The following is a 14229-nucleotide window of genomic DNA, read 5'->3' as shown; positions in this document are numbered from 1 at the left end:
ATTTCCGCCTACGGTCGCCCATAAGCCCAGGCCCGAAACGCCTTAGGAGCAGATTCTTTATGTCAAGGGTGGACATGGAGTGTTAAGGCGCGATGTACTACCTCATCAATCAGCCCCGTCACAGGTGACACGCGCGCAAGGTGTGGGCCCATGAGCTCGGTCGTTCTCGACAAAGTGACCAAGGTGTACCCGGGCGACTACCTGGCAGTCGACCGGCTGAGCCTGCGCGCCGAGGACGGCGAGTTCCTCGTCCTCCTCGGCCCCTCAGGATGCGGCAAGTCGACGCTGCTCCGCATGATCGCCGGGCTGGAGGACATCACCCAGGGCGACCTCTGGCTCGACGGCCAGCTCGCCAACGACCTCGCGCCGCGCGACCGCGACGTCGCCATGGTCTTCCAGAACGGCGCCCTCTACCCCCACAGGACCGTGCGGGGGAACATGGCGTTCCCCCTGGAGATCGCCAAGTCCGACCCGTCGCTGGTGCGCGAACGGGTCAACGAGCTGTCGAGGGTGCTGCAGATCGAGGAGACGCTCGACCGCCGCCCCGGCACCCTGTCCGGCGGCCAGCGCCAGCGGGTCGCCATGGGCCGGGCGATCGTCCGCCAGCCCAAGCTCTTCCTCATGGACGAGCCGCTGTCCAACCTCGACGCCGGCATGCGGACCGAGCTGCGCATGGAGATCTCCGCGCTGGTCAGGTCCCTCGGCGTGACCACCGTCTACGTCACGCACGACCAGGTGGAAGCGCTGACGCTCGCCGACAGGATCGCGATCATGAACCGCGGGGTGCTCCAGGACGTCGGCACCCCGGCCCAGATTTACAACGATCCAGCCACCGCCTTCGTCGCCGCCTTCCTCAACTCCCAGCAGCTGAACCTGGCCGCCGCCACCGTCAGGACCCCGCAGAACCAGTACGTCATGCTCGACTTCGGGCCGCACCAGCTCGTCCTGCCGTGGAGCGATCCGCGGTCGTACGCCATCTCCCAGCACGTCGGCAACCAGGTGCTGGTCGGGCTGCGGCCCGACGGCCTCGCCGCCGTGCCGGAGTCGTACGAGGGGCCGTCCTTCTACGGGCGGGTGCGGGCGCTGGAGTACCACGGCCACGAGTGGCTGGCGTACCTGGAGTGCGGCATCCCGGCCGCGCCCGTCCCCGAGCCGCCGGACCCCCGCGCCAACCGCAACGGCCGGAAGAGCGGCCCCGGCGGGCTCGGCGGGCTCGTCCGCCGCCTGTTCTCGGCCCAGCAGGAGGAGTTCCAGGACCAGGAGCAGGTGGGGCAGAACGCCGGCAGCGGCATCCACCGCCGCTCGGACCTGATCGTCCGCCTCGGCAGCCGCCCGGTCTGGCGCACAGGGGACGCCGCCAAGGTAGGGGTCGACCTGGCCCGCCTCATGGTCTTCACCCTGGACGGCTCCCGCATCGACCCACCCCGCCGCTGACGACCCGCCGTCCCCACCGGAGACCCCCGGCAACGGGCTCCTCTCCTCGCCACGCCCAGCCGTAGGGCTCGGGTCCCCACCAGGGCCGCCCGCCACTTCCCGGTCCCGCAGCCGGGCCGCCGGAGACCGGGAGCCCGGCCGGCCAGGAGTCCGCGGGCGGTCGTCCACGGACTCCCACGGAGCACCAGGAGCAGGCCGAAACCTCGCACGGGACGCCCGCACCGACCTCCACCGGCAGCCGACCCCGGGCCCGGCCTGAGCCCCGCCCGCCCCTCCGTCCGCAGGCGGTTCGCCAGGCACGCCCCTCCAGCAGCTCCACCGAGAGCAGACTCCAGAGGCGCAGCCGTCCTACGCCTGCCTCCGATCCGTCAAGGCCGGGCCCCTTGACCTGCGGCCCGCCCCTCCCCCGCGTAACCCCGCGGGCGACCGCGATTGACTATCCGGACCGCAGTCCGTATTCTCCAGGAGAGCTAATCGGACCACAGTCCGGAAAGGGGCATCACCATGTCACGCCTGCTGCACGTCTCCGCCTCCCCGCGCGGCACGGAGTCCATCTCGCTCGGCATCGCCGAGACGTTCGTCCAGGAGTACCAGGACTCCCACCCCGGCGCGCAGGTCGACAGGTTCGACCTGTGGGACGGCTCCCTGCCCGAGTTCGGCCCGGACGCCGCCGCGGCCAAGATGACGGTGTTCGGCGGCGGGACGCCGCAGGGCGCGCAGGCCGCCGCCTGGGCCGCCGCCGTGGCGACGTTCGAACGCTTCGACGCCTACGACCGCTACCTCTTCAGCGTCCCCATGTGGAACGGCGGGGTGCCGTACAAGCTGAAGCAGTTCATCGACGTGGTGAGCCAGCCCGCGATGGTCTTCGACGTGCACCCCGACACCGGCTACACCGGCCTGCTGGCGGGCAAGCGGGCGGCCGTCGTCTACACCAGCGCGGTCTGGGGCCCCGGCCTCGACTCCCGCTTCGGCAACGACTTCCAGTCCACCTACTTCCTCGACTGGCTGCGCTGGGCGGGCGTCGCCGACGTCCAGGAGATTCGCCACCACCCCACCCTCACCGGCTCGTACGAGCACGAGCGCAAGCGCGCCGAGGACCGCGCCCGTGAGGTGGCCCGCACCTTCTGACCTGCAGGAATGCAGGCTGCTATCGCCGGCCCGGCCCGGCGAGGACGGCCGGGTCGAAGGAGAGCGGGAAGGGCCTGCCGACCGTCAGGGTGTCGCCCGCCTTGGCCTCGGCCTCCAGCACGTACCCCTCGGCGGAGAGGGTGAAGACCTCGACGCGGGGCGCGCTCTCGCCGAGCAGCTCCACCCGGATGAAGACCGGGATGCCCGCGGCGGCGTACTTGGGTGGCTTGACGTCGTAGTCGCGCAGGTGGTTGCCCTTGCCCGGACTGACGATCTCCGCCACGCAGACCACGTCGCCGGGTGCCAGCCTGGTGGCGCCCGAGAGCATGGACTCGGCGTGTCCGACGACGATGTCAGGGATGAAACCGTCGTCGCCGACCTGGAGGTTTCCCGTCTCGACCACCTCGAGGTCGTGCGGACGGGCGTCGTCGAGGAGACGCACCAGGCGCTTGGCCGCGATCGCGTGGTCGTAGCCGGGCACGGGACTCACCACGAAGCTCCCGTCGATCAACTCGATCCGCTCCCCGGTCTCGGGCAGCTTCAGCCAGTCCTCGACGGTGTAGCCGTCCGCGTCGGGCGCCATGGCGAAGAGCCGGGCGCGCCGCGGAGGCGGATGAGCGACCAGCCAGCCGTCATCGGGCAGAGGACGCATCACCTCATCGCCTTCCATGGGTTCGAGTCTGGCACGCGAGCTCATGTGGGCCAAGCGTGGTGGGGCGAGCACGTCGAGTGACAGGTCGAGGTCAGCCGCTCTTCTCCGGCGGCGTCTCGGGTTCGCGCGACGGCGGGGCCGGGAGCCGGTGAGGGCCTTGCCGGGTGTCCTCCACCTTCAGGCCGGCCTGGAGGAGAACGGCGCGGAGGGCGTCGGCGACGTCGTAGCGGCCCTGGGCCCGCAGCTCGGCGCGGAGCTCCAGCAGCGGAACGGCCAGACGGCCCAGTGCCGCCGTGGCGGCCAGCTCGCCGAGGCGGCCGATGAGCAGCCGCATCAGCTCCCTGGCCTGCTCGACGCCCCCGGCGTCCTCCTCCGTGTCGGCCGCCCACCTGACGATCTCGGCTTCGAGGTCGAGCACCGCGCGGGCGGCGGCCACGGGGTCGGGCCGGGCCGCCGCGGCGTCGAAGCGCCGCCCGCACGAGCCGACGGCCTCCTCCAGGGTGGCTTGCCGGCGCGCGGAGGGGGGTGTCACGGGGGCGCGCGTCCGGGCTCCGTCCTCGGCGAGACCGCGCAGCTCCGCGAGCGTGACGCGGGCCCCGGCCGGCAGGACGGCCTGCGCGCCGCCCCTGCGTACGGTGAGCCCGCCCCGCCCGGCCACCTCGGCGGTCTCGGCCTCCAGATCGACGACGAGGGCGGTGTGCTCGTCGAGCCCGAGGACGACCGCGCCCGTGGGCAGCTCGCGCTCCATGCGCGACAGCCGCCGTTCGCCCAGGTAGCAGTAGCGGGTGTCGTGGGTGCCGCCCTCGGCGTTGTCGTAGTGCGGGACGATCACGGCCCGGAGGCCGAACGGTTCGAGCAGGCCGAGTCCCTCCCGCCAGTGCGGCTCGGCGCCGGCCTTGTAGATCTCGTACACGGGCACCGTGGCCAGCCCGGCCGTGCAGGCGGCGGCCGAGGCGAGCACGGTGACGCCCTGCCGGGACCGGACGCGGGCCCTCAGGTCGCCCGCGACGCCGGAGCCGAGCCAGCGCCGCAGCGCGTAGGTGGGGCTGCCCGGCCCGGAGAACACCCAGCCGGCCCCCGCGACGCCGGACGACACCTCGACGTCGAGCCCGACGCTGTGCCTGAAGTACCGCCGGGCGCGGGCGGAGATGTCGGCGGCGTTCTCCTGGAACGCGTACGGCGTGTCGAGCAGGACGGCCCGCGCGCCGGGCGGCAGGGCGCGCGCGGCGGCGCGGTGCACCTCGACCATGGTCGGGCTGGTCTCGCCCGAGCCCATGAGCACCAGCAGACCCGGCATGGCTGCTCCGGCCCCTCTCTCGCCCCGTGCCGTCACCGTGCCGGACCCCGGCGGGAGGCGCGACGGCGCGTCGGCGCGACGGCGCGACGGCGGGGTGTCCGCCTCCGACCCCCACACGTTCGTCCATCCGACGAGCCGGCGGTACCTGCCGCAGGGGGAGATCGTCCTGACCTACGTGGCCGTCAGGCAGCCGGCCCGTCTCACGGCCGAGGTCCGGGTGGTGGCACGGGCACCGGCCCGCCACCCGCAGACCGCGCGGGCGCCGGCGCCGACCTGAGCCCCAACCGGCGTCCGAGCTCCTGCATGGGCCGCTCGACGTACCGGTACGACAGGGCGCTCACCGCCAGCACCCCCGCCACGGTCACCGCCGACACGGCCGCCTGCTGGGCGAGGGGCGCCCGCCGCAGGTCGCCGGTCAGCTCAGCCACGTACTTCAGCAGCGGGTGGTGCACCAGGTAGAGGGAGTAGCTGACGAGCCCCAGCCAGGTGAGGGCGCGCGGCAGCCGCCGCCCCCGCAGCGCCATCCCGCCCGCGAACGTCAGCCCCGCGAGAACGAGCGTCGTGATCCAGACGTCGGCCCGCACCCACCACCAGCCGCCCTCGACCGCCCAGAGCGGCGCCACGGCCACCAGCGCCGCGGTCACCGCCACCGGCCACAGGCCGCCGTCGCCGCGCTCCCACCGGCGGACCGCCGTCCCGGCGAACATCACCGCCACCACCGCCGTGCCCAGCCACGGCACCCGGCTGCCGAGCAGCAGCAGCGCCAGCGCCATCAGCGCCAGCACGCAGGCCGCCGCCGTACGCATCCGGCCCGTCACCACGCAGGCCAGCCCGGCCGCGAACACCGCGCACGACACGTAGGCGGTCAACCCTCCCGTGAACGCCGCGCCCGACGCCACCAGCCCGACCAGCACGGCCGCCGCGGCGAACAGCATCGACAGCAGCCCGCTGCGGCCGTGCGCCCGCAGCAGGAACAGCGCCGTGACCAGCAGGTAGAAGACCATCTCGTACGAGAGGGTCCACATGGTGTCGGCGACGCCGCCGACGCCGACGACGTCCAGGAGCATGGTGGCGTGACCCACCACCGCGCTGCCGTCGCGCGGCACGTCCGACCGCACCGGCACCCACCACGAGACGGCGAGGACAAGCGCGATCACCGCCAGGTACAGCGGGTAAAGGCGGAAGGCGCGGCCGATCCAGAAGGCGCGGACGTCGCCGTGCCGCTCCAGCGAGGTCGGGATGATGTAGCCGCTGACCAGGAAGAACACCATGATCCCGTACACGCCGAGGCTGAACCAGTAGGGGCGCAGCGACGGCAGGAACCACGGCAGCAGGTGCTCGGCGACGACGGCGAGCGCACCGATGCCGCGCAGCGCGTCCAGCCACGCCAGCCTGTGCGCCTCCCCCCGGGGCGCCGCCCCGAGAGTGCCGCCCGGCCGCTCGGCGACGGACGCGACAGGCACCGGCCTCCCGCTCGCCCGTGGCTGCGCGGTGGAGCTCATCGCGGGCGGCTTCGGGGCGGACGCGGTGGGCGGTGGTTCGGGGGCGGCCCCGGGCGCGCGGGGCTCCGGGGTGGAGCCGTGAGGGGAGGCCGGCGGTGTTCCACAGGGCTCGGACACCCGCCCCAACCTACCCCTACCGGCTCACCTGATGCGGCGTCCGGCCATCCGGTGCCCGGCCAGAGCCTCGTGGTGGTCGGCGCCGTCCGGGCCGTCCGGGTCGGTGTGGACGGTCGCGGCCCGCAGGCGCGGCAGGTCGTGGATGAGCCGGTGCTCCGCCTCCACGGCCACCGCGTGCGCGCGGACGACCGACATACCGTGGTCCACCAGGATCTCCACCTCGGCGTGCAGGGCGTGGCCGATCCAGCGCAGCCGTACGGTACCGACGCGACGCACCCCCTCGACCCCGGCCAGGATGCGTTCGGCGGCGTCCACGAGCGCCGGGTCCACGGCGTCCATGAGCCGGTGGTAGATCTCGCGGGCGGCGTCGCGCAGGACGAAGCAGATGGCGACCGTGATGAGCAGGCCGACGACCGGGTCGGCCAGGGGCACGCCGAGCGCGGCGCCGCCCGCGCCGAGGAGCACGGCCAGCGAGGTGAAGCCGTCGGTCCTGGCATGCAGGCCGTCGGCGACGAGCGCGGCCGAGCCGATCTCCCTGCCCACCCTGATCCGGTAGCGGGCGACCCACTCGTTGCCGGCGAACCCCGCGACGGCCGCCGCGGCGACCCAGCCGGGGTTGCGCATCTCCTGCGGGTCGAGCAGCCGCGTCACCGCCTCGTACCCGGCGAGCGCCGCGGACACGGCGATGAGCAGGACGATCGCGATGCCGGCGAGGTCCTCGGCCCTGCCGTAGCCGTACGTGAAGCGGCGGTTCGCGGCGCGGCGCCCGAGGGAGAACGCGATGGCGAGCGGTACGGCGGTGAGGGCGTCGGCGAGGTTGTGCAGGGTGTCGCCGAGCAGCGCGACCGAGCCGGACGCCACCACGATCACGGCCTGGACGGCGGCCGTGACCATGAGCACGACGAACGACACGGCCAGGACCCGCAGGCCCCGGCTGCTGGACTCCAGAGCGGAGTCGGTCTTGCCGGCGCTGTCGTGGCTGTGCGGCGTGAAGGCGTGCGTGACGGCGGCGAGCACCCCCGCCCACCCGCGCCACCCACGCCCGCGCCTCAGCCCATGCCCATGACCGTGCCCGTGACCATGACCCTGCCCATGACCCTGCCCGTGACCATGACCCTGCCCATGACCGTGGCCGTGCCCGTGACCGTGATCATGCTGGGGGCCGTCCTGAGGGGCTCCGGTTGGTGATGTGCCTGGATGGCGGTGGTCAGACATACGCTCCCTCGCTTGCGGACGATGCCGCTTTCGGCCATCATATGTAGTCATGTACGCACGCGACAACGTCTCAGGTGCGAATCCGTCGCAGGAGCAGCCCACCACCGCACAGGTGAACGCCGCCGTCGACGCGTTCCGCATGCTGAGCGACGCGACACGGCTCAAGCTGATGTGGCTGCTCTCCTCGGGCGAGAGCGATGTGAACTCCCTCGCCGGGGCGATCGGCGTGGCACGGCCGTCGGTGTCGCAGCACCTGGCCAAGCTGCGTCTGGCCGGGCTGGTGGACACCCGCAGGGACGGCCGCCGCGTGCTCTACCGGGCGCGCGACTCCCACGTACGCGCCCTCATCGCCGAGGCCATGTTCCACGCCGACCACGAGGTGTCGGGCCTCCCCCGCCACGACTGACCGGCCCAGCCGGGAGAAGCCGGGCCCGCATTGCGGTCACCAGCCGACATGCCCCTTGCCGGAGATCAGGGCGCGCGCGATCACCAGGCGCTGGACGTCGTTCGTGCCCTCCCCGATCGCCATCAGCGGCGCGTCCCGGTACAGCCGCTCCACCACGAACTCCTGCGAGTAGCCGTACCCGCCGTGGACGCGCATCGACTCCAGCGACGCCTTCAGCGCCACCTCGGAGGCGAAGTACTTGGCCATGCCGGCCTCCATGTCCACCCGGGCCCCGGTGGCGGCCCCGGCGTCGGCGCGGGAGGCCGCCCAGTACGTGAGCAGCCGCGCCGCCTGGATCTCGGTGGCGAGGTCGGCCAGCTTGAGCTGGATCGCCTGGAACTCGGCGATGGGCTGCCCGAACGCGGTCCGCTCGCGGGCGTAGCCGAGCGCGGCGTCGTACGCGGCCTGGGCGACGCCGACGGCGCGGGCGGCGATGTTGAGGCGGCCGATCTCCAGCCCGCCGAGCACCTGCTGCATGCCGCGGCCCTCGACGCCGCCGAGCAGGGCCGAGCGCGGGACGCGCACGCCGTCGAGCACGACCTCGCACGTCTCGGTGCCCTTGTAGCCGAGCTTGGGCAGGTCGCGGCTGACGCTGAAGCCGTCGGAGCCGGGATCGACGAGCAGCACGGACATCCCCCGGTGCGCCGGCTCGGTGACCGAGGTCTTGACCAGCACGGGCAGGGGGTCGGCGTGCCTGGCGTTGGTGATCCACGTCTTGGTGCCGGTGACGACGTAGTGGTCGCCGTCGGCGACGGCGCGGGTGGCGATGCCCTGCAGGTCGGTGCCGGCGCCGGGCTCGGTGAGCGCGATGGCGGTGCGGCGGGCCCCGGTGGCGAGGTCGGGGAGGTGGCGGCGGCGCTGCTCGTCGGTGCCGTGCCTGGCGATCATCCAGCAGGCCAGCGAGTGGGAGCCGAGCACGCCCGCCACGCCCATCCAGCCGCGCGCGATCTCCTCGAAGGTCAGCGCGTACGACACCATGTCGGCCGCCATGCCGCCGTACTCCTCGGGCACGGTCAGGCCGAACAGGCCCATCTGCTTCATCCTGGCGACGATCTCGGCCGGGTAGCGGCCCGAGTGCTCCCACTCGGTGGCGACCGGCAGGATCTCCTTCTCGACGAAGGCGCGCAGGGTCTCGCGGTACGCCTTCTGCTCGTCGGTCAGCTCGAAGTCCATCGCCTCGCTCCTCCCCGGCGGGCGGGCCGCCGGGCTCGGGATCACATGGGGCCGGTCCTGGCCTCGGGGAAGTACCCCTTGTCGTGGGGCGCGTCGCGCTTGTAGACCATGACGGCGCGGGTCCAGGACAGGACCTCGTCGCCGTCCTGGTTGAGGCCCCGGGTGCGGCAGGTGACGATGCCGGCGTAGGGGCGCGAGGCCGACTCGCGCTTGGCGGTGACCTTGGACTCGGCGTAGAGGGTGTCGCCGACGAACACCGGGTGGGTGAGCCTGATCTCCTCCCAGCCGAGATTCATGATCGCGGTCTGGCTCACGTCGATCACCGAGAGGCCGAGCACGATCGCCACGGTGAGGCCGGAGTTGACGATGATCTTCCCGGTGGGGGACCGCGCGGCCAGGTGGGCGTTGAAGTGGTTCTGGTTGGTGTTCATCGTGAGCAGCGTGAACCACGTGTTGTCGGCCTCGCCGATCGTGCGGCCGAGCGGGTGCCGGTAGACGTCCCCGACGACGAAGTCCTCGTAGTGACGGCCGATGCTCGGTTCGTGGACGGTCACGGGCCGCTCCTTCGCGCGCTGCTCCGACCGCCACGCTAATCGTCCGATCTTGGACGGGTCAACGCTCCCGCGCGGCCCGCCGGGTCAGCTCTTGGCGAGCTTGGAGACGACGTCCACGATGCGGGCGACGCGCTCCACCTCGGCGCGGTGGAACACGGGGCCCTCGGCGCGGGCCACGACGACGTGCAGCCCGTGCGCCTCGACCGGCAACAGCATCAGCCGGAACTCGGCGGACTCCAGGGTGGCGACGCGGGGTGGCGCCTCGGGCAGGTCGAAGGAGGCGGGGGCGGCCAGGGAGGCGTGCCGCACCGCTCCGTCGGCCAGCGCGAGGGACCACTCCGCGCCGCACAGGCCGGGCAGGGCGTCCACGAGGGTGGCGAAGCCGCGGGCGGGCTCGCTGGCGACGTGCATGAGCAGGTCGTAGTCGGGCGCGGAGCCCGGCACCTCGCGGGTGGGCCACACGCCTTCCACGCGGACGCCGGGGATGCCGGACAGCCGCTCGCGGACCTCCGCCGCGCCGATCTGCCCGGGCCAGGAGACGGTGAAGTCGTCCACCGCCCGCCCGGCCTCCCGTTCGAGCACGGTGACCTGCAGGATGTCGGCTCCGAGCGTTCCGAGCGCCTTCGCGACCTGGCCGAGCCCGCCCGGCCGGTCCGGCAGCGACACCCTCAGTCGCAGCAGCATGGCCGCCCCCTTTCCAGAGGCTCCTACAGTGCCGTGGACACGTTTCAGGAATGTTCCACAGACATGTCATAGATGCTGCGGTTATTTCCCAGCATGCTGCTTTAAGTCCGACTCATGCCAGACCCCAGGGACATTCCTTGCCGGAGCATCCCACTGCGTTGGCCCTGGTCAAGGCCGGGTTGGCCCGGCGAGATCCGCCGAGAAGCAGCTCAGCCGGCGGCTCAGCACCGGTGGGCTGTCAGGCGAAGACGTCCTGCTGGTAGCGGCCCTGGTCCTCCAGCGTGGTGAGCCAGGTGGCGGCGTCCTCTGCCGTGCCCCCGGTGTGCTCCCTGTGCAGGCTCAGCAGGGCCCGGCGTACGGCGGGAGCCATGCGCAGCCCGTCGCCGCAGACGTAGACGTACGCGCCCGCTTCGAGCAGTTCCCACAGCGCGTCGCCGCGTGCCGCCACGGCGTCCTGGACGAACCGGTACGGATGCCCCGGCACCGCCGAGAAGGCCGTGTGCACGGTGACCGGCCCGGCCCCGGCCCACTCCTCCACCTCGTCGCGGTACAGCCAGTCGTGCTCGGGGTGGCGGCAGCCGACGAACACCTCGGCGGGCCCGGTCGCCCCGCTCAGCGCGCGTTCCTCCAGGAAGCCGCGCAGCGGCGCGAACCCGGTGCCGGGGCCGACGAGCACCACCGGCGTGGCCGGGTCGGCGGGCAGGCGGAACGGCGGCGCGGGCACCCGGACGTAGCCGTAGAAGACGTCGCCCTCGCGCAGCCCGGCCAGGTAGGCCGAGCACATGCCGCGGTACTCGCCGCTGCCGGACCAGGCCGGTCCCTCGACGAGGCCGACGGTGACGCGGACGAGCCCGGGATCGGCCAGCGGCGAGGACGACACCGAGTAGTACCTCGGCTTGATCGGCCCGGCCAGCTCCAGGAACACCGGCAGCGGCAGCTCGATCGCCGGGAAGCGCTCCAGCAGCGCCAGCGGTGAGACGCGCTTGGCCAGCACCTCCTCGGCGTACCCTGCGGACAGCGCGGCGAGGCGCTCCCTGGTCCACGGGCACGCGGTGTGGGCGGCCAGCGTCTCCAGGTCGGACCTGGTGGCGACGTCCTGCAGTTCGGCGAACTCGGTGAGCAGCAGCCCGGCGGTCACCGGCGTGTCGAGCGGCAGGTGGCTGGGCCCGGCGGCGCGCAGGCGCACGACCTGCTCCCTCGGCACCCGCAGGCAGCGCAGCGCCCACTCGACGAGTTCGGGGTCGTTCTTGGCGAAGACGGCCAGGTGGTCGCCCGCCTCGTACGTGACGCCCTCGGGCAGCCGGGCGACGACGGAGCGCACGCCGGGCCTGGGCGCCTCGACGGAGAAGTCCCAGAGCCCGGCCGGGTCGCGGGTCAGTTCCTCGTTGGAGACGACGGTCAGCGGGACGGCCCGTTCGGAGACGACGGCGGGCCGCACCTCGGCCTCGGTGAGCACCTCCATGGCGTACCGGGGGCCGGCGTCCTCGGCGGAGGCGCTGTAGACGTCGTTGACGGCGGCCCAGAGCGCGGCGGTCCAGGCGGAGACGGCCCCGTCGAAGTCGCCGTCGGCGTCGGCCTCGCCGCGCTCGACGAGCGGGACGGCGCCCGCGGCGGTCAGCTTGTCGTGGACGCGGCGCGGGAACGCCTGGTAGGTGGGCCACTGGGTGTTGCCGCAGCCGAGCACGGCGAGCCGCACGCCGGACAGGTCGGGCAGGGTCTCGAGCGCGTCGAACCGCTGGGCGTTGTCGGGGGCCTTGCCGTTGTAGCTGGAGGCCACGACGACGAGCAGCCCCTCGGACGGCGGCACGAGGTCGTCCAGGGTGGTCAGCGTCGTGCGGAAGCCGGCGCGCCCGGCCCGCTCGGCGAGCCGCTCGGCGATGTCGGAGGCGGTGCCGAGGTTGGAGCCGTAGGCGACGGTGAGGGGGACGCCGCCGGTCACGGCGAGGTCCTCGCGCTCGGCCTCCGGGGCCGGCGCGGCGACGGCGGAGGCCCGCTCGTGCGGCCTGCGCTCGCGCACCCTGAGGGTGAACCCCTCGGGCTTGAGCGTGAGCGTCTGCTTGATCTTCATCTTGTACGCGTCCGGGTCGGACAGCGCGAAGCGCTGCAGGATCATCGCGAGCGCCAGCCTGGCCTCGGTCAGGGCGAACTGCCGCCCGATGCAGGCCCGCTCGCCGTTGCCGAACGGCTTGTACGCCGCCGGGTGGTGCTCCGCGCGCCGCTCGGGCAGCCAGCGGTCGATGTCGAACTCGTCGGGACGCTCCCACGCCTTGGGGTGGCGGTGCAGCACGGGCAGCAGGACCACCATGGTCTGCCCGGCGTCGATCGGGTAGTCGCCGATCGTGGTGGGCGCGACGGCGTTCACGCCGAAGGCCGGGATGGGCGACCAGACGCGCAGGGTCTCCTCCAGGATCCTGGGGATGACGTCCAGCTTCATGATCGTCTCGTAGGTGGGCGGCTCGTCGCCGGGCAGCAGGCGGTCCACCTCCTCGTACGCGCGGGCGAGCGTGTGCGGCTCGCGCAGGAGGTTGTACAGCGCGAACGACAGCAGGCCGCTGGTGGTCTCGTGGCCGGCGATGAGGAAGGTCAGGACCTGGTCGCGGATGTTGTCGTCGGGCAGCCGGGCGCCGGTCCTGGGGTCGGCGGCCTCCAGCATGAGGCCGAGCAGGTCCTTGGCTCCGCCGCCCGCCCCGGCGTCGGCGGCGCCCTCGGCGCGGCGCCGCCTGATGACGTCGTCCACCAGCTCCCGCATGGTGGCGATGTCGCGGCGGTAGCTCTCCTCGCGCCACGGCTGGAGCCTGGTGACGAGGGGCAGCTGCTGGTTGCGCAGCATGGCCTCGGTGAGCGCGCCGCCCATGGCGCGCAGGAACGGGTGCAGTTCGGGCGTGTCGAACGAGCCGAACCGGTAGCCGAACCCGGTCAGCGAGATCACGTCGAGCGTGAGCCTGGTCATGTCGTCGGCGACGGGCAGGTCCTGCCCCTGCCGGGCCGACCAGGACGCGACGAGCCGCTCGGCGACCTCCAGCATCTGCGGGTAGTACGCCTTCATGGAGCGCTGGCTGAAGGCGGGCATGAGGATGCGGTGCGCCTGCCCCCACAGGGGGTCGCCGTGGTCGGCGGTGAACAGGCCGGCGCCGCTGAAGTCGCGGACGATCGACAGGGGCGGCGTGATCCGCTTGACGAAGCGGGTCTCGTCGCACGCCTCGGCGACGAGGTCGGGGTCGTACACGAGGACGATGCGGCGGCCGGCGATGTCGAGCCGGTAGATGCCCTCGTCGTACTCGCCGGCGACGCGGACGAAGTGCTCGATGGGGGCGTGCGAGGGGATCTGCAGCGTGTTGCCCAGGATCGGCAGGCCCTGCGGGGCGGGGATCCGCGCCATGGAGTGCTCCCTTGAGTAGCCGAACGGGATGGCGGACATTCAGCCATACACCGTATGGATGAAGCTACCATACGGTGTATGGCAGTGAGTGCGCGCAGGGGTTCGCCCCTCTCCAGGGAAGAGATCAGGGCCACGGCGTTGCGGCTGGTGGACGAGGGCGGCGTCGAGGCCCTGTCGATGCGGAAGCTGGCGGCCGAGCTGAACGTCAACCCGATGTCGCTCTACCACCACGTCGACAACAAGGAGGCGCTGCTGGTCGAGGTGTGCACGAACATGGCGGAGCGGCTGCACCTGCCTCCCGACGACGGCACACCCTGGCAGGAGCAGCTGCGCGCGCTCGGCCGGGCCTACCACGAGCACGTCCGCGCGCACCCCGCCCTGTGGGCCTACGTCCACGGCCACCCCGAGCTGATCGAGAACAGGAAGCTCGGGCTCTGGGAGGTGCTCTACCGCATCCTTCGGGCCGCCGGGGTGGCCGAGGAGGAGCTGCGCCGCACGAGCGACGTGCTGCACGCCTTCGTCACCGGCTTCATCTTCTCGGAGGTGCAGGGCCACATGTCCGACGACCCGGACGAGATCGACCGGGCGTTCGAACAGGCCATGGACATCATCGTGAAGGGACTCTGACCGGCTCCGTTGGAATCTCCAA

At 72.8% G+C, this 14229-nt stretch carries 12 protein-coding genes; 4 read left to right on the top strand and 8 right to left on the bottom strand.

What is annotated here, in order from left to right; translation table 11 throughout:
- Positions 1-150 precede the first annotated feature (150 nt).
- On the top strand, positions 151-1434 hold the full coding sequence (locus BMX74_RS24875; RefSeq protein ID WP_055502755.1) for an ABC transporter ATP-binding protein: 1284 nt from the start codon (positions 151-153) through the stop codon (positions 1432-1434).
- A gap of 504 nt (positions 1435-1938) precedes the next feature.
- Positions 1939-2562: an FMN-dependent NADH-azoreductase gene (locus tag BMX74_RS24870; RefSeq protein WP_055502756.1), complete on the top strand. Its 624-nt coding sequence runs from the start codon at positions 1939-1941 to the stop codon at positions 2560-2562.
- A gap of 19 nt (positions 2563-2581) precedes the next feature.
- Here the strand turns inward: BMX74_RS24870 and BMX74_RS24865 are convergent, their stop codons facing one another.
- From BMX74_RS24865 to BMX74_RS24850, 4 genes are all read right to left on the bottom strand, one after another.
- Positions 2582-3232 carry a Uma2 family endonuclease gene (locus BMX74_RS24865; RefSeq protein WP_177227498.1) on the bottom strand — a complete coding sequence of 217 codons (651 nt, stop codon included), beginning with the start codon at positions 3230-3232 and terminating at the stop codon, positions 2582-2584.
- Positions 3233-3305: 73 nt separating this feature from the next.
- Positions 3306-4511: a type 1 glutamine amidotransferase family protein gene (locus BMX74_RS24860; protein WP_091103107.1), complete on the bottom strand. Its 1206-nt coding sequence runs from the start codon at positions 4509-4511 to the stop codon at positions 3306-3308.
- A 200-nt stretch (positions 4512-4711) separates the two neighbouring features.
- Positions 4712-5974: an acyltransferase family protein gene (locus BMX74_RS24855; RefSeq protein ID WP_256257253.1), complete on the bottom strand. Its 1263-nt coding sequence runs from the start codon at positions 5972-5974 to the stop codon at positions 4712-4714.
- Between the two features lie 180 nt (positions 5975-6154).
- Positions 6155-7147, bottom strand: a complete 993-nt coding sequence (locus BMX74_RS24850) for a cation diffusion facilitator family transporter (RefSeq protein ID WP_218154031.1) — start codon at positions 7145-7147, stop codon at positions 6155-6157.
- 247 nt (positions 7148-7394) lie between these two features.
- Here BMX74_RS24850 and BMX74_RS24845 point away from each other — a divergent pair, with 247 nt between their 5' ends.
- The gene (locus BMX74_RS24845) at positions 7395-7751 is read left to right on the top strand and encodes an ArsR/SmtB family transcription factor (protein WP_055502760.1); all 357 of its coding nucleotides are present in this window, start codon (positions 7395-7397) and stop codon (positions 7749-7751) included.
- A gap of 36 nt (positions 7752-7787) precedes the next feature.
- Here BMX74_RS24845 and BMX74_RS24840 read toward each other — a convergent pair whose 3' ends face one another.
- From BMX74_RS24840 to BMX74_RS24825, 4 genes are all read right to left on the bottom strand, one after another.
- Positions 7788-8963, bottom strand: a complete 1176-nt coding sequence (locus tag BMX74_RS24840) for an acyl-CoA dehydrogenase family protein (protein WP_091103104.1) — start codon at positions 8961-8963, stop codon at positions 7788-7790.
- 41 nt (positions 8964-9004) lie between these two features.
- A complete protein-coding gene (locus BMX74_RS24835; protein WP_091103102.1) occupies positions 9005-9517 on the bottom strand; it encodes a MaoC family dehydratase in 513 nt (170 codons plus the stop codon).
- Positions 9518-9601: 84 nt separating this feature from the next.
- Complete coding sequence (locus tag BMX74_RS24830) at positions 9602-10201, bottom strand: ACT domain-containing protein (RefSeq protein ID WP_055502763.1); 600 nt, start codon at positions 10199-10201, stop codon at positions 9602-9604.
- 238 nt (positions 10202-10439) lie between these two features.
- On the bottom strand, positions 10440-13619 hold the full coding sequence (locus BMX74_RS24825) for a bifunctional cytochrome P450/NADPH--P450 reductase (RefSeq protein ID WP_055502764.1): 3180 nt from the start codon (positions 13617-13619) through the stop codon (positions 10440-10442).
- A gap of 39 nt (positions 13620-13658) precedes the next feature.
- On the opposite strand from BMX74_RS24825, the gene BMX74_RS24820 reads away from it, so the two are divergent.
- Entirely contained in the window at positions 13659-14207 is a 549-nt protein-coding gene (locus tag BMX74_RS24820; protein ID WP_091103100.1) for a TetR/AcrR family transcriptional regulator, read from the top strand.
- Positions 14208-14229: the final 22 nt, after the last annotated feature.

The sequence above is a fragment of the Nonomuraea pusilla genome (assembly GCF_900109355.1).
Lineage (GTDB): Bacteria > Actinomycetota > Actinomycetes > Streptosporangiales > Streptosporangiaceae > Nonomuraea > Nonomuraea pusilla.
This window is presented reverse-complemented; position numbering and strand designations above follow the sequence as displayed.